Here is a 21588-nt window from a genome sequence, read left to right as displayed (position 1 = left end):
GCGAGCCATGAACACCGCTGTCATCGCCGACACCATGAACAAGGACTTCGTCCTTGCGGTGGAGGGCCTCACCGTCTCCTTCGACGGCTTCAAGGCGGTCAACGACCTGTCCTTCTATGTCGACGAGAACGAGATCCGCGTCATCATCGGCCCCAACGGGGCCGGCAAGACCACGGTGCTCGACCTCATCTGCGGCCGCACCCGGGCGACCACCGGCTCGATCCGGTTCAAGGAGCGCGAGTTGACCAAGATGAAGGAGCACGAGATCGTGCGCGCCGGGGTGGGGCGCAAGTTCCAGAACCCGTCGATCTACGAGGACCTCACCGTCTTCGAGAACCTGGAAATCTCCTACCCCAAGGGCCGCTCGGTGCCCGGCGCCCTCACCTTCCGGCGCGACCGGGCGGTGAAGGAGCGGGTGCAGGAGGTCGCCGAGACCATCTTCCTCGCCGACCAGCTCGACCAGCGCGCCGAATATCTCTCGCACGGCCAGAAGCAGTGGCTGGAGATCGGCATGCTGCTGATCCAGGACCCGGAACTGCTGATGCTCGACGAACCCGTCGCCGGCATGAGCGTCTCCGAGCGCAAGAAGACCGCCGAACTGCTCAACACCATCATCAAGAACCGCTCGGTGATCGTGATCGAGCACGACATGAAGTTCGTCGAGGACATCGCCCACAAGGTGACGGTGCTGCACCAGGGCAAGATTCTCTCGGAGGGGTCCATGGCCAAGGTCCAGGCGGACCCCAAGGTCATCGAAGTCTATCTCGGCCATTGAGGGGCGGATCATGCTGAACGTAGCCAACCTGCACGTCTCCTACGGCGAGAGCGAGGTGCTGCACGGCCTCGACTTCAAGGTCGCGCCCAACGAGATCATCGCCATCATGGGCCGCAACGGCATGGGCAAGACCACGCTCATGAAGTCGCTCATGGGCATCGTCCCGACGAAAAGCGGCAAGGTGAGCGTCGGCGACACCGACATCACCGCCTTCAAGAGCTATGAGCGCGTCGCCAATGGCGTCGCCTATGTGCCGCAGGGCCGCATGATCTTCTCCACCATGACGGTGCAGGAGAACATCGAGACCGGCCTCATCCCGCGCGGCGAGAGCAAGGTGCCGCCGGACATCTACGAGCTGTTCCCCGTCCTTCTGGAGATGAAGGGCCGGCGCGGCGGCAACCTCTCCGGCGGCCAGCAGCAGCAGCTCGCCATCGCCCGCGCGCTCGCCACCGCGCCGAAGGTGCTGCTGCTCGACGAGCCGACCGAGGGCATCCAGCCCTCGATCATCCGCGAAATGGCCCGCACGCTGAAGCGCATCCGCGACGAGCGCGGGCTCTCCATCGTGGTGTCCGAGCAGGTGCTGTCCTTTGCCCTCGACATCGCCGACCGGGTGCTCGTCATCGAAAACGGCGAGATCGTCCACGAGGACCTGCGCGCCGACATCGACGAGGCCAAGGTCGCCCGATTCCTGTCGGTCTGAGCCCCCGCCGGACCGCCGTTCCCAGCCTGCCCACATTTCCAGCCAGTACCCGGGGAGAGAGACGCATGACCGAGACACTTATCAAAGTCGACCTGAACCAGTCGGCCTACGACAACGACATGGTTCACAACCGCTGGCACCCGGACATTCCGATGGTGGCGTGGGTGAAGCCCGGCGACGATTTCATCGTCGAGACCTATGACTGGACCGGCGGCTTCATCAAGAACAACGAGTCCGCCGACGACGTGCGCGACATCGACCTGTCGATCGTGCACTTCCTCTCCGGCCCGATCGGCGTCAAGGGCGCCGAGCCCGGCGACCTGCTGGTCGTCGACCTGCTCGACATCGGCGCCATGCCGGACAGCCAGTGGGGCTTCAACGGCTTCTTCTCGAAGAAGAATGGCGGCGGCTTCCTGACCGACCACTTCCCGCTGGCCCAGAAGTCGATCTGGGACTTCAAGGGCATGTACACCTCCTCGCGCCACGTCCCCGGCGTGAACTTCGCCGGGCTGATCCATCCCGGCCTGATCGGCTGCCTGCCCGACCCGAAGCTGCTGGAGACCTGGAACACCCGCGAACAGGGCCTCATCGACACCAACCCCACCCGCGTGCCCCCGCTCGCCGCCCCGCCCTTCGCCGCCACCGCCCATATGGGCCGGCTGACCGGCGACGCGAAGGCGGCCGCCGCGGCCACCGGCGCGCGCACCGTTCCCCCGCGCGAGCATGGCGGCAATTGCGACATCAAGGACCTGTCGCGCGGCTCCAAGATCTACTTCCCGGTCTATGTCGAAGGCGGCGGCCTCTCCATGGGCGACCTGCACTTCTCGCAGGGCGATGGCGAAATCACCTTCTGCGGCGCCATCGAGATGGCCGGCTGGGTGCACCTCAAGGTCGAGGTGCTGAAGGGCGGCATGGCGAAATACGGCATCAAGAACCCGATCTTCAAGCCCTCGCCGGTGACCCCGAACTACAAGGACTATCTGATCTTCGAGGGCATCTCGGTCGACGAGGACGGCGGCCAGCATTATCTCGACGTCCACATCGCCTACCGCCAGGCCTGCCTCAACGCCATCGAATACCTGAAGAAGTTCGGCTATTCCGGCGCCCAGGCCTATTCGATCCTCGGCACCGCGCCGGTTCAGGGCCACATCTCGGGCGTCGTCGACATCCCGAACGCCTGCGCCACGCTGTGGCTGCCGACCGAGATCTTCGACTTCGACATCAACCCCACCGCCGCCGGGCCGACCAAGTTCCTCGACGGCTCGGTCGAGATGCCGCTTTCACCGGACCTTTGACCCCCGCTTAGTCCGGTGCATGCGAGGCGGTGCTCCGCACCGCCTCGCCCTTCTTATGAATGCCAGGAAACGCCCAAGGGGTCGTCCTCAAGACCCGCCCAAAGGGACACGCTCATGCCCGTCTACGAATATGAATGCGAGAGCTGCGGCGATTTCACCGCGATGCGGCCGATGAGCGAGTATCAGGCGCCCCAGCCCTGCCCCGATTGCAGCGCGATGGCGCCGCGGGTGATGCTGACCGCGCCGCATTTCTCCGGCCTGTCGCGCGACAGCCTCAAGGCCCACGCCACCAATGAGCGGGCCAGCCACGCGCCGATGACCACCGGCGAGTACGCGGCGAAGCAGCACCCGTCGAGCTGCTCCTGCTGCGCCGGCGGCATGAAGAGCCGCACCAAGAAGTCCAAGACCGCGACCGCCGCCTCAGGCGCCAAGAGCTTCCCCTCCGCCCGCCCGTGGATGATCAGCCACTGAGACCCCATGTGCCCTCGTCCCCGGGCTTGACCCGGCGCCCCGGCCTCGCGGCCACGTGCGAAGCACCCTTCGCGCCGTCATCCTGAGGTGCGAGCCGCAGGCGAGCCTCGAAGGATGCCGTCCGGGCGCGCCGCCTGCGTGCTTCGAGGCCGCCCGCGCGGGCGGCACCTCGGCATGACGGCCCCCTTCCCGAGACATCCCCCACACGCCGTCATCCTGAGGTGCGAGCCGCGGGCGAGCCTCGAAGGATGCCGTCCGGGCGCGCCGCCTGCGTGCTTCGAGGCCGCCCGCGCGGGCGGCACCTCGGCATGACGGGCCATCCCCGAACCCCTCACTCCCCGATCGCCACGCCCTCCCGGCGCGGATCGGCGGCGCCGACCAGTCCGTCCGGCGTGATCGCCACCGCCTGCACGCCCGAGGTCATCGGCCCCGTCTTCACGGCGAAGCCGAGGGCGCGCAATCCCGGCTCCAGCGCCAGCGCCGGCGTTCCCGCCTCGATCTCCACCGCGTCGAAGCGGGCCAGCACGTTCGGCGCGGCGATGGCGTCGGCCAGGCTCATGCCCCAGTCGAGATGGGCGATCAGCGTCTTGGCGACATAGCCGATGATCTGGCTGCCGCCGGGCGAGCCGAGCGCCAGCACCGGGCGTCCGTCCTTCAGCACGATGGTCGGCGCCATCGACGAGCGCGGGCGCTTGCCCGGCTCCACCCGGTTGGCGACCGGCACCCCGTCCTTCTGCGAGCGGAAGGAGAAGTCGGTCAACTCGTTGTTGAGCAGGAAGCCGCCCACCATCAGCCGCGAGCCGAACCCGGCCTCGATGGTCGAGGTCATCGACACCACGTTGCCCTCCGCGTCGACGATGGTGATCTGCGTGGTGGAGGGAAGTTCCGGCGTGGCACCGTCGGCCCGCGCCGGCGCCGCCATGGCGTGATCCCAGGTCGGATTGCCGGGAGCGACCTCGGGGAGCGCGTCGTCGCCGGCCAGCAGCTTGGCCCGCCGGGCAAGATAGTCGCGCGCCAGCAGCCCCCTGGTCGGCATCGGCACGTAGTCGGCATCGGCGATGTAGCGCTCGCGGTCGGCGAAAGCGAGCCGCGAGGCGTCGGCGATCAGCCGCCAGGCCTCCGGCGAGGTCGCGCCCAATCCCTTGAGATCATAGGGTTCCAGCAGGCCCAGAATCTGGCCCAGCGTGAGCGCGCCGGAACTCGGCGGGCCCATGCCGCAGACTTCATAAACGCGATAGCCGGCGCAAACCGGCTCCCGTTCCTTCACCTCGTAATCGCGCAGATCCGCCAGTGCCAGAAGGCCGGGATTCGCCGCCGCGCGCACCGTGCGCACGATCTCCGCTGCCAGTTCGCCCTCATATAAAGCCTCGCTCCCCTTTTCCCGCAGCGCCCGCAGCGTCTGCGCATAGGCGGGGTTTCGGAGCCGCGATCCCGCCGCCAGCGGCGCGCCGGTCGCGTCGAGGAAATAGGCCTTTGCCGCCGGGTCGCGCGACAGCGTGGCGACGTCGCCGGCAATCTGCCCGGCCAGGCGCGGCGACACCGGGAACCCGTTCTCCGCGTGTTCCAGCGCCGGGGCGAACAGCCGCCCCCAGGCCAGCCGGCCGTGGCGCCGGTGCACTTCGTCCAGCAGCGCCGGCGTGCCCGGCGTGCCGACCGAGCGCCCGCCGATCACCGCTTCCATGAAGCCCAGCGGCTCGCCCCCGGCCGTCTGGAACAGGGTCGGCGTCGCCGCGCGCGGCGCGGTCTCGCGCCCGTCGAAGGTGGTGAGACGGCCGGCCGCCGCGTCCCAATAGACCAGGAACGCCCCGCCGCCGAGGCCGGAGGATTGCGGCTCCACCAGGCCGAGCACGAGCTGGACCGCGACCAGGGCGTCGATCGCATTGCCGCCGGCCCGCAACATCGCCGCCCCGGCCTCGCTGGCCAGCGGGTTGGCCGTCGCCACCATCCAGCGCGTGCCGGTGGCGGATTTCTGCCCGGCGGCCACCGCGCTCGGCGCTTCCGGCGCGTGGCGGTCGGACACCTGCTGGGCGTGCAGCGGCGTCGCCGCCAGCACCAGCGCGAACAGCCAGCGCGATCCCTTCATGCCCGCCCCTTCCTGTCTGCCTCTTCCTGTCCGCCTGCCGCCGGACGCGCACTCATGATTGCGCGCCGTAACGCGAAGTGAACAGCGGATTCGCCCCCCGCACTGCAACAAGCACGTGACCTTTCGACGAATCGGTCTAAGCTGCAGATGTCTTTAACAACTGAAAGGAGGTGATCCAGTGTCTGATCGTCTTGATCCGCGGTCGTCGGTATCCGTGACCTGGACGCTTGCCTCTTATGAGGTTCGTTCCGCGTGATGCGACATTTCGCACTGCCCTTCTAGGCAGTACCGGGCCGAACCGCGGTCTGACATGGGAAGGGCTGCCCTCGCGGGCAGCCCTTCTTTCTTGGTGCCAGCCCCCTACCTCCAGGACTATTTTGTCGAAACCGATCCAGATCTATATCGACGCCGACGCCTGCCCGGTGAAGGACGAGACCTACCGGGTCGCCGCCCGCCACGGCATCAAGGTGTTCCTCGTCGCCAATTCGTGGATCGCGGTGCCGCGCGACGTCGAGGTCGAGCGCGTCGTCGTCGCCGCCGGGCCGGATGTCGCCGATGACTGGATCGCCGAACGGGTGGAAGAGGGCGACCTCGTCATCACCGCCGACGTGCCGCTCGCCGCGCGGGTGGTGGCGAAGGGGTCGGAGGCCATCGGCCCCACCGGAAAGCCCTTCACCGCCGCCTCCATCGGCATGCAGCTTGCCACCCGCAACCTGATGGCGGACCTGCGCGAATCCGGCGAGATTACCCGCGGCCCCCGCCCCTTCTCGCCGCGCGACCGCTCGGAATTCCTGCAGGCGCTGGAACGCGCCGTGCAGAGATTGAAACGAAAGGGCTTCGTGGCGGGTTGAGAGGTACAAGGAAAAAGGAGACGCCGATGTTGCAGGCCTGCCTCAACGGAGCGCGCGACAGCGCCTTCCACGCCCACACGCCCCTCACCCCCGCGCACCTCGCGGCGGACGCGGCCGCCGTGGTGGCCGCCGGGGCGAACGAGCTTCACCTGCACCCGCGCGACCCCTCCGGCACCGAAACGCTCGACCCCGGCCATGTCGCCGCCGCGCTGACAGCGATCCGCGCCAAGGTGCCGGGCCTTCCCATCGGTCTCTCCACCCATGCCGGTATCGCGCCGGGCGGCCCCGGGCGGCTGGAGGCGATGAGGGCGTGGCAGGTCCTGCCGGACTATGTGTCGGTGAACCTGATCGAGGACGACGCGCCGGAGATGATCGCCCTCGCCCTGTCGCGCGGCATCGGCGTCGAGGCCGGGCTGTGGTCGCAGGCCGACGCCGAGCGCCTCACCGCCCTGCCCGAGGCCAAGAGCTGCCTGCGCATCCTGATCGAGATCAACGAGCAGGATGTCCGGCAGGGCCTTGCGGTCGCCGTTGCCATCCGCAAGGTGCTGGCCCGTGCCAGCCTCGACATCCCCGTGCTGCAGCACGGCTACGACGCCACCGTCTGGCCGCTCTACCAGGACGCGCTGATGCGCGGGCTCGACGGGCGCATCGGGCTGGAGGACGGCAAGCACCTGCCCGATGGCAGCGAGGCGACGGACAATGCCGCGCTCATCAAGGCCGCCTTCCGCCTCGCCCGCGCGGCCCCCAACCTGCCGCCGGAGGCGGTGCCGCCGATCGCGGGCACCTGACCGCCGGCGGCGACGCCGCTCACCCCGAGTTCCGCAACCCCGCCGAGATGCCGTTGATGGTGAGCTGGATGCCCTGCAGCACCTTCTCGTCGGTGTCGCTGGCGCGGTACTTCCGCAGCAGGCCGACCTGCACATGGTTGAGCGGGTCGATATAGGGGAAGCGGGCGCGGATCGAGCGCTCCAGCAGCGGGTTGGAGCCGAGCAGGGCCGGCTGCTGCGAGATCGCCAGCAGCGCGTCGATCGCGCCCTGGTGCTCGGCGCGGATGCGGCCGAAAATGCTCTCGCGCAGTTCCGCATCCTCCACCAGCGCCGCGTAGCGCGAGGCGATGGCGATGGAGCTCTTGGAGAGCACCATGTCCATGTTGGAGAGCTGGGTACGGAAGAACGGCCATTCCCGGTACATTTCCTGCAGCAGCGGCAGCCCGTCGGGGTTGGCCTCCAGCCATTCGCGTATCGCCGTGCCGAAGCCGTACCAGCCCGGCAGCATCAGCCGGCACTGCGCCCAGGAGAACACCCAGGGGATGGCGCGCAGGTCCTCGATCCGCCGCGTCTTCTTGCGCGAGGCCGGGCGCGAGCCGATGTTCAGCGTCGCGATCTCGTTGATGACGGTGGATTCCCAGAAATAGTCCTCGAAGCGCGGGGTCTCGTAGACCAGCGCCCGATAGGCGGCGAAGGCGGAAGCCGAAAGCGCCTCCATCACCGTGAGGTATTCCTCCCGGGGCGCCATGGCGTCACCGGAAAGCAGCGTCGCCTCCAGCGTCGCCGCCGCGAGGATTTCGAGGTTGCCGCGCCCGACCGCCGGGTTGGAATATTTCGACGAGATGATCTCGCCCTGTTCGGTGATGCGGATCTGCCCCTGCACCGCCCCGCCCGGCTGGGCGAGGATGGCGTCGTAGCTCGGCCCGCCGCCGCGCCCGACCGAGCCGCCGCGCCCGTGGAACAGCCGCAGCCGCACGCCATGGCGCTTGAACACCTCGATCAGCTCGATCTCCGCCTTGTAGAGTTCCCAGCCGGAGGTGACGAAACCGCCATCCTTGTTGCTGTCGGAATAGCCGAGCATCACTTCCTGCACGCCGCCCCGGCTGTCGACCAGCTTGCGGTATTCCGGCAGGCGGAACATCTGCTCCATCACCTTGGCGGCGTTGCGCAGATCTTCGATGGTCTCGAACAGCGGCACGATGTGCACCGCCGCCGAGCCGGCCGGGTCGACCAGCCCGACCTCCTTCAGCAGCAAGGCCAGCTCCAGCATGTCCGAGACGCTTTCGGCCTTGGATATGATGCAGGTCTGGATCGCCTCGGCGCCGAAGATCTGGTGGATGCGGGCGCAGGTGCGCAGCATGGCGAGTTCGCCCACCGTCTCGTCGGCATAGGCGGCGAAGGGCGAGGTCAGCGGACGGGCGGTCGCCAGCTCGCGCAGCAGCAGGGCGACGCGGGTGCCCTCGGGTAGCGCCTTGTAATTCGTGCCCGGCGCGGCGACCTCGAACAGTTCGGCCACGCAGCGCTCGTGCACGTCGGAATTCTGCCGCGAATCGAGCACCGCCAGATGGAAGCCGAAGGCGTCCACAGCGCGCCGCAGCGCCCGCAGCTTGCCGCCGGCGATGGCGCCCGATTTGTGCGCCTTGAGCGAGGCGTCGATGATGTCGAGATCGGCGCGCAGCTCGGCGGCGGAGGCATAGGGCAGCGCCTGCGGCATCTGGGTGATGCCCAGCAGGTCGGCGATCTCGAGCCGGAACGCCGTGGCCCGCAGCCGCGAGGCGATGGCGGTGACGGCGAGCCGGTAGGGCTCGTTGCGACGGTGCGGCGAAAGGTCGGGCGAGGCGTCGACCAGCGCCAGCAGGTCGCTGGAAACACTGACGCGGATGGTGCTGATCGACAGTTCGGCGCCGAGGCCGTCCAGTTCCTCGAAGTAGAAGCGCAGCGCCTGCGCGCTCTGCATGCGCATGGTCTCGCGCGTCACCTCGGCGGTGACGAACGGGTTGCCGTCGCGGTCGCCGCCGATCCAGCTGCCCATGCGCAGGAACGAGGCGACTTCCGGCGCCGCCCCGTCCCGGCCTTCCATCGCCGCCAGCCGGTCCTCCAGCGCGGCGTAGAGATTCGGGAGCTGGCGCAGGAAGGAGTAGTCGTAATAGGCGAGGCCGTTCGCCACCTCGTCCAGCACCGTCAGCTTGGTCCGCCGCAGCAGGTTGGTCTGCCAGAGCATCAGCACCCGACGGCGCAGCTCGGCGGCCGCGAGTTCCTGCTCCTCGGGAGTGGGGTCGCGGCGGGCGCGGTCGGCCAGCAGCTCGGCCACCTTCATCTCATGGGTCAGGGTGGAGCGGCGGCGCACCTCGGTCGGGTGCGCGGTCAGCACCGGGCTCGCCAGCGCGGTCTCGAAGAAGGCACGCAGATCGGCGGTGGAGATGCCCGCCTCGCGCGCCCGCTCCAGCGCCCGCGCCACCGTCGCCGGTCCGGCGGAAGTGCCGTTGGCCGCCGCCGCGCGCATCCGGCGGATGACGTTCTGGTCCTCGGCGATGTTGGCGAGATGCGAGAAATAGGAGAAGGCGCGGACGATGGAAATCGTCTGGTCCGGCCCGAGATCGCTCAGGATCGCTTCCAGCTCATGCCGCGCGCCCTCGTCCTCCTCGCGGTGGAAGCGGGTGGAGACGCGCCGGATGTGCTCCACCAGCTCATAAATCGCCTCGCCTTCCTGGTCGCGCAGCGTGTCGCCCAGCACGCGGCCGAGCATGCGGATGTCCTCGCGCAGCGACAGGTCGAGTTCGCCATCGGCTTCGGGTTCGGCATCGGAAAGGGCGATGGTGAGGGCAACGGACATGGCGATACTCCTTAAGGCGTAGACCAACTTAGCAATTACCATGCCGTCGATGACACCCGTGCGCACGCCCTTATCCCCGGCAAGCGACACCGCAACGGTCCGTCACCTCGCCATCGGGTGCATCGGAATACCGGCCGGAACCGAAGGCCGGCGGGAAAGTGCGGCTGCCGCGCCACAGTCCGCGAGTTTCAATCAATTGCCCCAGAGCCGCCCCGATTGTGAACGAATCCACGCTCAGCATGAACGCCATGCTCAGGAAAGCTTCATCGATGAGGGTTCATAAAGGTGAGCATGCAGAGGCGTCGCCCCGGCGGTGCTTTTGGAACAAGCGGCCGAAGGGCCGTGTTGACGAGTAAGACCGGCCGCGAGGCCGGGTGTAAATCCAAGCGTATGCGTATCAGGAAGGACGTCGAAAATGCCCCCCGTCATGAACCGCAACGAGGTTCAGGCCCCGCTCGCTTCTCCCCAGCCCAAGTCGCCTTTCGCGGCTTCCAGCTCGCCGCAGCGTCCCGCCGACGCGCGCGAGAAGAAGCCGGTGAACGCCCCGGTCGGCTCCATCGCCGCCATCGAATCGCAGCTCGGCTTCTGAAACCGGCCTTGCAGCCCGGCTGCGCGGCCGGCAGTCGGCAGGCCGTTCTGCAGCGTGAAGACGCGGTTCTGCAGCTTGATGAAGCAGCAGCGTTTGCAGCCGCGGGTAATGCCGCGGAGCGGTCGCTTCACGGGATTGTGTGCGGCCTCTGAATGCGCCGTTTTGCCCGTCCCGGCATCGATCGGGGCGCCTGTGGCACGGTCGCGATGTCGCAAGGGGGTGGATTCCGCCCGGCTTCTTCCCATATGGATGACGTTGCGGCATCTGTCGCCCGAACCATCCAGAGAGGCTAAACCCTTGCGATTCCTGCGTCTGCGTCCCGCCGCCCTGCGCCTGATGATCGGCGCCCTGTTCGTCGCCGCCGGCGTACTGGTCGCCAGCGATTTCGCCGAAGCCCGCGCCGGCCGCTCGATGAGCTTCGGCAGCCGTGGCTCGCGTACCTGGTCCACCCCGGCCCCGACCCCCACCGCCCCGAGCGCGCAGCCGATGCAGCGCTCCGCCACCCCGCAAACCCAGTCGGCGCAAGGCGCTCGTGCCCCGGGCATGCAGTCTGGTGGCTTCTTCAACCGCGGCGGTTTCATGGGCGGGCTGATGGGCGGCCTGCTCGGCGCCGGCATCTTCGGCCTGCTGATGGGTTCGGGCTTCTTCTCCGGCCTCGGCAGCCTGTCCGGCATTCTCGGCCTGCTGCTCCAGGTCGCACTTATCTTCATCGTCGTCCGGCTGGTCATGGGCTGGATGCGCGCGCGCAACCAGCCCTCCTATGCCGGCGGCGCCCGGCCCGACCCGATGGCCCGCGACGCCCTGAATCGCGACGCCATGAACGGCGGCGGCGCGGCCGCGCCCCGCTCGGGCTTCGGCACCGGCCCGCGCGGCAAGCCGATCAAGCTGGAAGGCGCGGACTTCGACGCTTTCGAGCGCACCCTCGGAGAGGTGCAGGCCGCCTATAGCCGTGCCGACAAGGCGGCGCTGGCGACCCTGCTGACGCCCGAGATGGCCGGCTATATGGCGGAGGAACTTGACGAAATGGCCCGTGAGGGGCTGGAGAACCGGATCACCGACGTCAAGCTGCTGCAGGGCGACCTGTCGGAAGCCTGGTCGGAAGGCGACGCGGAATACGCCACCGTCGCCATGCGCTACGAGCTGAAGGACGTGACCCTCGACAAGGCCACCGGGCGCGTCGTGCAGGGCGATCCCGAGCGCACCGAGCAGGCGGTCGAGTTCTGGACCTTCGCCCGCCCGCCGCGTGGCGTATGGAAGCTCAGCGCCATCCAGCAGGGCTGAGCGGCGCCTCATCGCTCTTGAACAATCGAAAGGGCGGCCTCGGGCCGCCCTTTTTCGTGCGCGTCAGAATTCCAACGGGTCGGGGCCGAAGCGGTTCGGCCCGCGCGTGCCCCGCACCATGAACCAGAAGAAAACGACGAGGGCGCCGATGCCGGTGATGATCAGCAGCAGCCACCAGCCGGCGTAGTCCATGTCGTGGAAGCGACGCACCCCGACGGCGATCGAGGGAATCAGCAGCCCCAGACCGACCAGTGTGCTGATGGGCGTGAAGGCGTCGATTTCGCCGAAAGTGAGCAGCGAGAACGCGCCAAAGAGAGCGGTGTCGATGACGCCGGCAGCAATGCTCGCCAAGATCGAGAACACGACGAACCACCAATATTCCGAGCGCGGCGCGCGTCCGGTGAAGGTGGCGTATTTGCCGAGAACGCTGGAAACGGCCTGCGTGAAGGTCATGGAAGTCGCTCGCCAATCTAAGGGGCGAGCGATCCTACGTCAGCCGCCACGCTTTGCGAAGACGACGTGCCGCTTCGCCAGATCGATTCCATCTACGTGCCAGCCCGCTTCCATCCAGGCATGAGCCTGAACGTGACGTCCACCAACCTCGTTCGACCACCAAGCCGGATAGAAATGGGCGCTGCGAGGAAGAGCGAAACCCAGTATTTTTTCCATTCGCTCGAAGTCGAGCACTACGCGCGCGTCCAGCCTGCCGCCAAGATACCATTTGAGCGGATCGTATTTTGCCATATTCCCCTCACCGCTTCGGCGCCCGCCGCCCACCCTTCCGGTAGCCCTTGGTCATCGGGTCCGGTCGCTCCGGGCGCACCCAGTCCTCGACGCGCAATGGCTCGGTCCGGTCCGTGCCGGGGCCCATATCGTCGAGCGAGGGCTTGACGATGCGCGACGCCGCGCGCGGGGCGAACATGGGCGGCTCGCCCGGCTCGTACGCCGCCTGCGCCTCGTCGGCGCGCGCCTCATGGCCTGAGGAGACATGCCCCGGCGAGGAGCGCGGCCCGGACTTGCCGCCGCTCCCCTTGCCCCCGCCCTTGCCCTTCTTCTCCGGCATATTGGCGGAGCGGCCGTATTTGCGCTCGCCGCGATAGCCGCCGGTGCGGTCGTCGATACTGTCCTGCCGGGCCAGCGGATCGTCGGAAAGCACCAGTTCGGTCGCCTGCAGCCGCTTGATCTCGTCCCGCAGCCGCGCCGCCTGCTCGAAGTCGAGATCGGCCGCGGCCTTGCGCATGCGCTTTTCCATGTCGGCGATCACGGTGGCGAGGTTGTTGCCATAAGTGGCGGCACCCTCGGCGAGGCCGGCATCGACGGTCACATGGTCGCGCTCATAGACGCTGTTGAGAATATCGCCGATCGCCTTCTTGACGCTCTCGGGGGTGATGCCATGCTCGACATTCCACGCCACCTGCTTGGTGCGGCGGCGCTCGGTCTCCGCCATCGCCCGTTCCATCGAGCCGGTGATGGTGTCGGCATAGAGCACCACCCGCCCGTCGACATTGCGCGCCGCGCGGCCGATGGTCTGGATCAGCGAGGTCTCGGAGCGCAGGAAGCCCTCCTTGTCGGCATCGAGGATCGCCACCAGCCCGCATTCCGGGATATCGAGCCCCTCGCGCAGCAGGTTGATGCCGATCAGCACGTCGAAGGCGCCGAGGCGCAGGTCGCGCAGGATCTCGATGCGCTCGATGGTGTCGATGTCCGAGTGCATGTAGCGCACCCGGATGCCGTTCTCGTGCAGATACTCGGTCAGGTCCTCGGCCATGCGCTTGGTGAGCACGGTCACCAGCGTGCGGTAGCCCTTCGCCGCCGTGGCGCGCACCTCGCCGAGAAGATCGTCCACCTGGGTGCGGGCCGGGCGCACCTCGACCTCGGGGTCGACCAGCCCGGTCGGGCGGATCACCTGCTCGACGAACACGCCGCCGGTGCGCTCCATCTCCCATTTGCCGGGCGTGGCGGAGACATGGACGGTCTGCGGGCGCATTGCCTCCCACTCCTCGAAGCGCAGCGGCCGGTTGTCCATGCAACTCGGCAGGCGGAAGCCATATTCCGCCAGCGTCGCCTTGCGACGAAAGTCGCCGCGATACATCGCGCCGATCTGCGGAATCGTCACATGGCTCTCGTCGCAGAAGATCAGCGCATTGTCGGGCACATATTCAAACAGCGTCGGCGGCGGTTCGCCCGGCTGGCGCCCGGTGAGCCAGCGCGAATAGTTCTCGATGCCGGCGCAGCTTCCCGTCGCCTCCATCATCTCGATGTCGAAGGTGCAGCGCTGCTCCAGTCGCTGCGCTTCCAACAGGCGCCCCATCGCGTTCAGTTCGTCGAGCCGCATCTTCAGCTCGGCCTTGATGCCGTGGATCGCCTGGATCAGCGTCGGGCGCGGCGTTACATAGTGCGAATTGGCGTAGAGCTTGACGAATTTGAGGTCCTGCGACTTCTGCCCGGTCAGCGGGTCGAATTCCTGGATGCTCTCCACCTCGTCGCCGAACAGCGAGACGCGCCACGCCCGGTCCTCGTAATGCGCCGGGAAGATCTCGATCACGTCGCCGCGCACCCGGAAGGTGCCGCGGCCGAAATCGCCCTGGGTGCGCTTGTACTGCAGCGCCACCAGGTCCGCGAGCAGCGCCCGCTGGTCGATGCGCTCGCCGACCTCGATCTTGAAGGTCATCGAGGCATAGGTCTCGACCGAGCCGATACCGTAGATGCAGGACACCGAGGCGACGATGATGACGTCGTCGCGCTCCAGCAGCGAGCGCGTCGCCGAGTGGCGCATGCGGTCGATCTGCTCGTTGATCGACGATTCCTTCTCGATGAAGGTGTCGGTGCGCGGCACATAGGCCTCGGGCTGGTAATAATCGTAATAGGAGACGAAATACTCCACCGCATTGTCGGGGAAGAAGCTCTTGAACTCGCCATAGAGCTGCGCCGCCAGCGTCTTGTTCGGCGCCAGCACCAGCGCCGGGCGCTGCACCCGCTCGATGACGTTGGCCATGGTGAACGTTTTGCCCGAGCCGGTAACGCCGAGCAGCACCTGGTCGCGCTCGCCCTCATTGGCCGCCGCCACCAGTTCCTTGATCGCCTCCGGCTGGTCGCCATTGGGGGTGTAGTCGGATTTCAGCACGAAGCGGACGCCGCCCTCGGACTTTTCCGGCCGCGACGGGCGGTGCGGCACCCAGAGCTGGCCGTCCACCTCGGGGCGCCCGCCCTCGATCAGCGCCGACAGCGCGGCGACGGTGGCGGAGGCGCCCGACGTCGGCGCCACGCCGAGCTTCTCGGCGAGGGCGGGGTCGAGGGTAGCGGATTGGGCGGGCTCGAACGCGCGCTGGGAGCGCTCGGAGAATCCGCCGGGACGTGCAGCTTTGGCCATGCCCGCAATATGGGGACAGATTCGGTCGGCGCAAAGGCCGACGATGGACAAGGCGGCGCGGCCAGGCGCCCTGCCGGCGGCGGCGCCCGCAATGACATCAGATGCCCTCGAAATGAGCAAATCACGGGACGGGGGCGGACGCGGCCTCTCTGAATAATATTCTTCCTGTTCAGCTATTTACATCATTTTTGCATATTAATTAGTCATTGGCATATGTGATGCATACACTATTGCATGCACGTGTTGGGGGCCGCGTGGCCGGCCCCGTTCCAGACGGTGGATGGCAATGACCGATGCCCTTCTCGCGGCCGAGCCCGCACCCCTCGCCTTCGCACCCGCGCGCGCCGCGCTGGTCATCATCGACATGCAGCGCGACTTCCTCGAACCCGGCGGCTTCGGCGAGACGCTCGGCAACGACGTCTCGCTGCTGCAGGCGGCGGTCGGGCCCTGCAAGGCCGCTCTCGTCGCCGCCCGCGCCGCCGGCCTGCTGGTCATCCATACCCGTGAGGGCCACCGGGCGGACATGATGGACGCGCCGCCGGCGAAGGTCGAGCGCGGCGCGCCGACCGCGCGGATCGGCTGCGCCGGGCCGATGGGACGCATCCTCATCCGCGGCGAGCCCGGCCATGACATCATCGCCGAACTCGCTCCCGAGGCCGGCGAGCCGGTGCTCGACAAGCCCGGCAAGGGCGCCTTCTACCAGACCGATCTCGAACTCATGCTGAAGAACCGCGGCGTCGACACGCTGCTGGTGGCCGGCGTCACCACCGAGGTTTGCGTCCACACCACCATTCGCGAGGGCAATGATCGCGGCTATCGCTGCGTGGCGCTGGCCGATTGCTGCGCCTCCTATTTCCCCGAATTCCACCGCGTCGGCCTGGAGATGATCAAGGCACAGGGCGGCATCTTCGGCTGGGTGTCGGACTCCACCGCGCTGCTGGCCGCGCTCGGCAACAAGACCGCCTCCGCCACCGCTCTGGCGCGGCCCAGCGCCGCCTGACCCGCCGCCCGCCCTCATGCCTGCCGCGTCCGGCGCCCGGCGCCGCCTGTGACCCCGCGTTCACCCGTCATTCGTCCTTCGAGGGGATACCGATCATGTCCGCGACTGAAATGACCCCGATCTCACCCGCCCGCACCGGCATGCGCCCGACCCTGTGGACGCGCGGCGACTGGAACGCCCTGTTCGGCTTCGGCACCAACATCCTCGTCAACATGCTGGTGCTGACCGGCCTGCTGCAATTCGTGCTGAAGATGCCGCCCGACATCGTCTTCGGCCGCATCCTGCCGGCGGTCGGGCTGATGATGTTCCTCTCTACCGTCTACTACGCCTGGCTGGGCTACCAACTGGCGAAGAAGACCGGCCGCGACGATGTGTGCGCCCTGCCCTCGGGCATCTCGGTGCCGCACATGTTCGTCGTCACCTTCGTCATCATGTTGCCGATCGGCACCGCCACCGGCGATCCGGTGCAGGGCTGGGAGGCGGGTCTGGTCTGGGTGTTCTTCCAGAGCTTCATCCTGATGATCGGCGGCTTCGTCGCGCCCTATATCAGGCGCATCACCCCGCGCGCGGCGCTGCTCGGCACGCTGGCGGGCGTGTCCATCGCCTTCATCGCGATGCGCCCGGCCTTCGAGATCTTCGCCACCCCGGTCATCGGCCTTACCTGCTTCGCCATCATCATGGTGAGCTGGTTCGGCGGGGTGAAATACCCGCGCGGCATTCCCGCCGGCCTCGTCGCCATCGCGGTGGGCATGGCCATCGCCTGGGGCTCCAATCTGTTCGGGCTGAACTATGGCGGCATGAGCCTCGACAATGTCGGCGCCGCCTTCGCCAATTTCGGCTTCTCGGTGCCGCTGCCGGCCTTCGACCATGTGTTCCACGGCTTCGACTATCTCGGCATCATCCTCGTCACCGCCATTCCCTTCGGCATCTATGACCTGGTCGAGGCGATGGACAATGTGGAGAGCGCCGAGGCGGCGGGCGATCATTATCCCACCACCCGCGTGCTCACCGCCGATGGCGTGGTCAGCCTGATCGGCTGCCTGATGGGCAATCCTTTCATCAACGCGGTCTATATCGGCCATCCCGGCTGGAAATCGATGGGCGGGCGCATCGGCTATTCCGCCGCCACCGGACTGATGGTCATCATCCTGTCCTGGTTCGGCATCATCGCGCTGCTGCTGGCGCTGATCCCGGTCGTCGCCATTTCGCCGATCCTTCTGTACATCGGCATGCTGATCGGCGCGCAGGCGTTCCAGACCACCCCAACCAAGCACGCCCCCGCCGTCGTACTGGCGCTGACCCCGCACCTCGCCGCCTGGGCCAAGCTGCTGATCGACAATGCGCTCGGCGTCGCCGGCACCACGGCCGCTGCTGTGGGGCTGGAAAATCTGGGTCAGGTCGGCGTGCTCTATCACGGGCTCGAAGTGATGGGCGGCGGCGCGATTCTGGTCGGGCTGGTGCTGGGCGCCATCGGCGTGTTCGTGGTCGAACGCCAGTTCGTCAACGCCGCCGCCTTCGCCCTCGCCGGCGCGGTACTCACCTTCTTCGGCTTCATGCATGGGGAAGCCGTCGGATTTGGCGTGACACCGGCGGTAGCGTTTGCTTACCTTATGGTTGCAGGCTTCCTCTTCGCCTGCGCGAAATACACGGCGCTGGAGCCCGCCCCCACTGCGGAGCGGGCCGACGAAGCTCAGCCGGCGCCGGCGGAATAGCCATTTGCTTCGATGCTGGGGGGCATTGAAGCAGCTTGAGACGGCGCGGCGCATCCATCAGGATGCCCGCGCCGCTCTTGTTTCCGACCGCCGGAAGACCGGCGCCCACCGCGAGGTCTGTCATGTCGTTCCTGCTTTCCTTCGATCCCGCCAGCCTCGGCGAACCGGAGGAAACCGAGCCGCTCGCCGAGCGCATCGTCGCCGGCGCGCCCCGCCACCTCACCTGGAATCTTGAGACACTGCCGGACGGCGCCCTGTTCGCCGGCATCTGGCAGTCCTCGCCCGGCGCCTGGCGCGTGGACTACGAGGAATGGGAATTCTGCTCCATTCTTGAGGGCGTCTCCATCCTGCACGAGGATGGCGAACCGCCGGTCACGGTGAAGGCGGGCAACACCTTCGTGCTTCGCCCAGGCTTCAAGGGCGTGTGGGAAGTCGTCGAGACGACCCGCAAGCATTATGTCATCCGCCTCATCTGAACGCCGGTGCTCGAATCCGGCGGGGTGTGGCCTCGCCGTCATTGACCCTGCGGCGGACGCGACGCATCTTCGCCGCACAGTATCTGGGAGATGTGCGATGCGGGCCGAACTGAAGGGTAAGTCGGGACGGGTGAAGCGGGCGGCGGTGCGGGCCGCTTTCGGCCTTGCCGTCGCGGGCACGCTGGCCGCCTCCCTTGGCAGCGCCAAGGCCGCCAATTTCTTCGAGAAGAATTTCTGGCTGTCGGGCCCCAATTACAGCGGCAATGTGCCGGCCTGCGACACCCCGGCCGCGCTGTCGAAGATCCAGCGGGACTTCGCCACCACCGAATCGCGGTTCTGGAATTCCAGTCTCACCATCGACAGCATCGACCGTGTCCGCGAGGTCGCCTTCCGGCCCTGGGGCGAGGAATACATGCCCCGCCGCTATTGCCGCGCCGAGGTCATCGTCTCCGGTGTCGAAGGCACCCCCAGCTTCGGCACCGAGGGCGCCTATGGCAGCGGCGCCTATGACGGCAAGGTGGGTGCCAAGACCGTTGTCTCCGGCCTGCGCCATCACACGGTGTGGTATTCGATCATCGAAGATGGCGGCTTCCTCGGCTTCTCCTGGGGCGTCGAATGGTGCGTCGAGGGCTTCGACCGTTCCTGGACCTACGCGCCGAACTGCCGCATGGCCCGTCCGTGAGGCTGGCGCGGGCGGCGGGGCTGGTCCTCGCCGCGCTGCTGCTGTGCCCAACGCCCACCAGCGCCCAGCAGAAGGGCGAGCCGGGCCGGTTCGATCACTACGTGCTCACCCTTTCCTGGTCGCCCTCCTATTGCGAGGCGATGGGCGCACGCGCCGAGCCGGCGCAATGCGGGCGCGCCCGCCCCTTCGCCTTCGTGGTGCACGGGCTGTGGCCGCAATATGAGCGCGGCTGGCCGCAGGACTGCCTCGTGCCCGCGCCTTTCGTTCCCGAGCCGGTGCTGCGCTCGATGCTCGACATCATGCCGAGCCGCCGGCTGGTACTGCACGAATGGCGCAAGCACGGCACCTGCTCGGGCGATGATGCCACCGCCTATTTCGCCACGGTGCGCCGCGCCTATCGGCACGTGACGATCCCGGAAGCGTTCCGCCGCCTCGACGACTATCGCATGGTCGCGCCCGGCGAGGTCGAAGCCGCGTTCCGCGCCGCCAATCCCGGCCTTGCGCCTGACATGATCGCCGTCGCCTGCGACCGCCGCCGCCTCACCGAGGTGCGCATCTGCATGGACCGCGCGCTCGGCTTCACGCCCTGCGAGGAGGTCGACCGGCGCGCCTGCCGGGCCAGCCGGGTGGTGATGCCGCCGTCGCGCGAGAGCGCCGGGGCGCCTTAGAGGACGTAATGAACTACCGTCACGCCTTCCATGCCGGCAATTTCGCCGATGTCGTCAAGCATGTCGTGCTGACGCGCATCCTTGCCTATCTCGGCCGCAAGGACGCCGCCTATCGCGTCATCGACACCCATGCCGGCGCCGGTCTCTACGATCTCGCCGGCGACGAGGCCCGCCGCACCGGCGAGTGGGAGGGCGGCATCGGGGCGGTGTTGCGCGCCCGCTTCACCCCGGCCGTCCGCGAACTGCTCGCCCCGTGGCTCGAAGCGGTGCGGGCGGTGAACGAGGCGGCACCGGACGATTCGGTTCTGGCCGGGCAACTGCGCCGCTATCCCGGCTCGCCGCGGCTCGCCCAGGTGCTCGCCCGCCCGCAGGACCGAATGCTGTTCTGCGAGACCCAGCCCGGAGTGCGCGCGGCGCTGGAGGAGGCGGTCGGCCGCGACCCCCGCGCCAAGGTGCTGGCCACCGATGGCTGGCAGGCGCTCAATGCCTATCTGCCGCCGAAGGAGCGGCGCGGCGTGGTGCTGGTCGACCCGCCCTTCGAGGAGCCGGGCGAGTTCCACCGCCTCGCCCACGGCCTCGCCGAGGCGCTCCGGCGCTGGTCCGGCGGCATCTACCTGCTGTGGTACCCAATCAAGGATGTGCGGGCCGTCGATGGCTTCCGCCGCGAGATCGAGCGCGCCGGCATCCCGAAAACGCTGAACATCCAGTTCGACCTGCGGACGGTGCGGCAGGCCGACACGATGACCGGCTGCGGCCTCATCGTGGTCAACCCGCCCTTCACCCTCGCCGAGGAACTGCGCACACTGCTGGGCGCGCTCGCGCCCGTGCTTGCCACCGACGGGGCGGGCCGCGCGCGGGTCGGCTGGCTGACCCCGGAGCGCTGATCGCCCGCCGCCCGTCATCATCCGGCATCGGTCTTGCTTCATTCTGCCTGCGGAAGGAACCGGCGGATGGGGCGCAGCCGTCCGAGGGTAAGGAGCAGGCGCATGGCGACGACGGGAACCGTCAAATTCTTCAACACCGAAAAGGGCTACGGCTTCATCCGGCCGGATGACGGCGGACGCGACGTGTTCGTGCATGTGTCCGCCGTGACACGCTCGGGGCTCGGCACGCTGGCCGAAGGGCAGCGCGTCAGTTTCGAGGTCGAGCCGGACAAGCGGGGCAAGGGGCCGAAGGCCATCGACCTTCAACCGGCCGACTGATACGTCTGCCGCCGGAGGCCGGGGCGTCCCGCCACGGCCGGGCGCAGGCGTCACCGGGCTTCCGGCACCGGGGACGGTTGGCCCCAACAAGCGTCGGGCCCAATGAAGCTTCGCTCCTCCCCCCTTTCCCCGTTCGGCCGCAAGGTCAAGATCGGCGCCATTCTGTGCGACCTCCATCTCGACGTGGTGGCCGCCGACACCTCCGATCCGGCAGACCCGCTGCGCGCGCAGAATCCTCTCGGCAAGATTCCGGTCTTGCTGCGCGACGAGGGCGCGGCGATCTATGACTCGCGGGTGATCATGGACTATCTCGACATGCAGGCGGGCGGCGGGGTGCTCATTCCGGCGCATGGCGAGGCGCGGATCGCCGCGCTGACGCTGATGGCGCTGGGTGACGGCATCGCCGACGCCGCGCTGCTGCAGGTCTATGAAAGCCGTTTCCGCGATCCCGGGACCCACGGCGCGCGCTGGATGGACCATCAGGCCGGCAAGGTGACGCGCGGGCTCGCCGCCCTTGAGGCCGCGCCGCCCACGCTTCTGCCGGTCACCGCCGCCGCGCATGTCGGCGAAATCGCCGTCGCCTGCGCGCTGGGCTATCTCGACCTGCGCTTTGCCGGCACCTGGCGCGCCGCCCATCCGGCACTGGTCGGCTGGCTGGATGCCTTTTCCGAACGGGTGCCTGCTTTCGAGGCAACGACCCCGCCGGTTTGATCACACGGCGGCACGCCGGCGCCGGCCGGCGGGTCGCTGGCCGCTGGGTCGCTCGCCGTTGCGTCCCACGAAAATGGCCCCGGATCGTCGATCCGGGGCCTTCGTCGCCGTCAAACGTCCGC

21 protein-coding genes are annotated in these 21588 nt (G+C 68.1%); 15 read left to right on the top strand and 6 right to left on the bottom strand.

The window, feature by feature from the left end:
- The first annotated feature begins 7 nt into the window (after nucleotides 1-7).
- The 4 genes from urtD (at nucleotide 8) to KHC23_RS09125 (ending at nucleotide 3241) form a co-directional block, all read left to right on the top strand.
- Nucleotides 8-775 (top strand): urea ABC transporter ATP-binding protein UrtD, encoded by a 768-nt coding sequence (gene urtD, locus KHC23_RS09140; RefSeq protein WP_213371702.1) that lies wholly within the window; start codon nucleotides 8-10, stop codon nucleotides 773-775.
- A gap of 10 nt (nucleotides 776-785) precedes the next feature.
- Nucleotides 786-1475: an urea ABC transporter ATP-binding subunit UrtE gene (gene urtE, locus KHC23_RS09135; RefSeq protein ID WP_213371700.1), complete on the top strand. Its 690-nt coding sequence runs from the start codon at nucleotides 786-788 to the stop codon at nucleotides 1473-1475.
- 65 nt (nucleotides 1476-1540) lie between these two features.
- Nucleotides 1541-2770 (top strand): formamidase, encoded by a 1230-nt coding sequence (gene fmdA, locus KHC23_RS09130; protein WP_213371698.1) that lies wholly within the window; start codon nucleotides 1541-1543, stop codon nucleotides 2768-2770.
- 114 nt (nucleotides 2771-2884) lie between these two features.
- Nucleotides 2885-3241, top strand: a complete 357-nt coding sequence (locus tag KHC23_RS09125; protein WP_213371696.1) for an FmdB family zinc ribbon protein — start codon at nucleotides 2885-2887, stop codon at nucleotides 3239-3241.
- A gap of 331 nt (nucleotides 3242-3572) precedes the next feature.
- Here the strand turns inward: KHC23_RS09125 and ggt are convergent, their stop codons facing one another.
- Nucleotides 3573-5324 (bottom strand): gamma-glutamyltransferase, encoded by a 1752-nt coding sequence (ggt, locus tag KHC23_RS09120; protein WP_213371694.1) that lies wholly within the window; start codon nucleotides 5322-5324, stop codon nucleotides 3573-3575.
- A 377-nt stretch (nucleotides 5325-5701) separates the two neighbouring features.
- On the opposite strand from ggt, the gene KHC23_RS09115 reads away from it, so the two are divergent.
- Nucleotides 5702-6175 (top strand): YaiI/YqxD family protein, encoded by a 474-nt coding sequence (locus KHC23_RS09115; protein ID WP_213371692.1) that lies wholly within the window; start codon nucleotides 5702-5704, stop codon nucleotides 6173-6175.
- 26 nt (nucleotides 6176-6201) lie between these two features.
- Nucleotides 6202-6963: a 3-keto-5-aminohexanoate cleavage protein gene (locus tag KHC23_RS09110; protein WP_213371690.1), complete on the top strand. Its 762-nt coding sequence runs from the start codon at nucleotides 6202-6204 to the stop codon at nucleotides 6961-6963.
- A gap of 19 nt (nucleotides 6964-6982) precedes the next feature.
- On the opposite strand, the gene ppc is transcribed toward KHC23_RS09110, so the two are convergent.
- Both ppc and KHC23_RS09100 read right to left on the bottom strand, forming a co-directional pair.
- Nucleotides 6983-9775 carry a phosphoenolpyruvate carboxylase gene (gene ppc, locus KHC23_RS09105; protein WP_213371683.1) on the bottom strand — a complete coding sequence of 931 codons (2793 nt, stop codon included), beginning with the start codon at nucleotides 9773-9775 and terminating at the stop codon, nucleotides 6983-6985.
- 444 nt (nucleotides 9776-10219) lie between these two features.
- Nucleotides 10220-10579: a hypothetical protein gene (locus KHC23_RS09100; protein ID WP_213371681.1), complete on the bottom strand. Its 360-nt coding sequence runs from the start codon at nucleotides 10577-10579 to the stop codon at nucleotides 10220-10222.
- Between the two features lie 82 nt (nucleotides 10580-10661).
- On the opposite strand from KHC23_RS09100, the gene KHC23_RS09095 reads away from it, so the two are divergent.
- Nucleotides 10662-11645, top strand: coding sequence for a Tim44 domain-containing protein (locus KHC23_RS09095; RefSeq protein ID WP_213371679.1), 984 nt, complete (start codon nucleotides 10662-10664; stop codon nucleotides 11643-11645).
- Nucleotides 11646-11708: 63 nt separating this feature from the next.
- Here KHC23_RS09095 and KHC23_RS09090 read toward each other — a convergent pair whose 3' ends face one another.
- From KHC23_RS09090 to uvrB, 3 genes are read right to left on the bottom strand one after another with little or no spacing between them, the layout of a single operon-like run.
- Nucleotides 11709-12098: a DUF805 domain-containing protein gene (locus KHC23_RS09090; RefSeq protein ID WP_213371677.1), complete on the bottom strand. Its 390-nt coding sequence runs from the start codon at nucleotides 12096-12098 to the stop codon at nucleotides 11709-11711.
- Nucleotides 12099-12137: 39 nt separating this feature from the next.
- Nucleotides 12138-12389, bottom strand: coding sequence for a DUF7662 domain-containing protein (locus KHC23_RS09085; RefSeq protein ID WP_213371675.1), 252 nt, complete (start codon nucleotides 12387-12389; stop codon nucleotides 12138-12140).
- Between the two features lie 7 nt (nucleotides 12390-12396).
- Nucleotides 12397-15015, bottom strand: coding sequence for an excinuclease ABC subunit UvrB (uvrB, locus tag KHC23_RS09080; RefSeq protein WP_213371674.1), 2619 nt, complete (start codon nucleotides 15013-15015; stop codon nucleotides 12397-12399).
- Nucleotides 15016-15295: 280 nt separating this feature from the next.
- On the opposite strand from uvrB, the gene KHC23_RS09075 reads away from it, so the two are divergent.
- The 8 genes from KHC23_RS09075 to KHC23_RS09040 all read left to right on the top strand — a co-directional run bounded on the left by KHC23_RS09075 (nucleotide 15296) and on the right by KHC23_RS09040 (nucleotide 21466).
- Nucleotides 15296-16015: a cysteine hydrolase family protein gene (locus KHC23_RS09075; RefSeq protein WP_373878500.1), complete on the top strand. Its 720-nt coding sequence runs from the start codon at nucleotides 15296-15298 to the stop codon at nucleotides 16013-16015.
- A 95-nt stretch (nucleotides 16016-16110) separates the two neighbouring features.
- Nucleotides 16111-17727 (top strand): regulator, encoded by a 1617-nt coding sequence (locus KHC23_RS09070; RefSeq protein ID WP_213371672.1) that lies wholly within the window; start codon nucleotides 16111-16113, stop codon nucleotides 17725-17727.
- A gap of 122 nt (nucleotides 17728-17849) precedes the next feature.
- Nucleotides 17850-18203, top strand: a complete 354-nt coding sequence (locus KHC23_RS09065; RefSeq protein ID WP_213371671.1) for a cupin domain-containing protein — start codon at nucleotides 17850-17852, stop codon at nucleotides 18201-18203.
- 97 nt (nucleotides 18204-18300) lie between these two features.
- Nucleotides 18301-18885: a hypothetical protein gene (locus tag KHC23_RS09060; protein WP_213371670.1), complete on the top strand. Its 585-nt coding sequence runs from the start codon at nucleotides 18301-18303 to the stop codon at nucleotides 18883-18885.
- A complete protein-coding gene (locus KHC23_RS09055; RefSeq protein WP_271188603.1) occupies nucleotides 18882-19553 on the top strand; it encodes a ribonuclease T2 family protein in 672 nt (223 codons plus the stop codon). The genes KHC23_RS09060 and KHC23_RS09055 overlap by 4 nt, the downstream gene beginning before the upstream one ends.
- Before the next feature lie 8 nt (nucleotides 19554-19561).
- A complete protein-coding gene (locus KHC23_RS09050) occupies nucleotides 19562-20437 on the top strand; it encodes a 23S rRNA (adenine(2030)-N(6))-methyltransferase RlmJ (protein WP_213371666.1) in 876 nt (291 codons plus the stop codon).
- A gap of 102 nt (nucleotides 20438-20539) precedes the next feature.
- Nucleotides 20540-20755 (top strand): cold-shock protein, encoded by a 216-nt coding sequence (locus tag KHC23_RS09045; protein ID WP_144342281.1) that lies wholly within the window; start codon nucleotides 20540-20542, stop codon nucleotides 20753-20755.
- A gap of 102 nt (nucleotides 20756-20857) precedes the next feature.
- Nucleotides 20858-21466, top strand: coding sequence for a glutathione S-transferase family protein (locus tag KHC23_RS09040; protein ID WP_213371664.1), 609 nt, complete (start codon nucleotides 20858-20860; stop codon nucleotides 21464-21466).
- Nucleotides 21467-21588 lie beyond the last annotated feature (122 nt).

Origin of the sequence: Ancylobacter dichloromethanicus (genome assembly GCF_018390645.1) — a bacterium.
Taxonomy (GTDB): Bacteria; Pseudomonadota; Alphaproteobacteria; order Rhizobiales; family Xanthobacteraceae; genus Ancylobacter; species Ancylobacter dichloromethanicus.
This window is presented reverse-complemented; position numbering and strand designations above follow the sequence as displayed.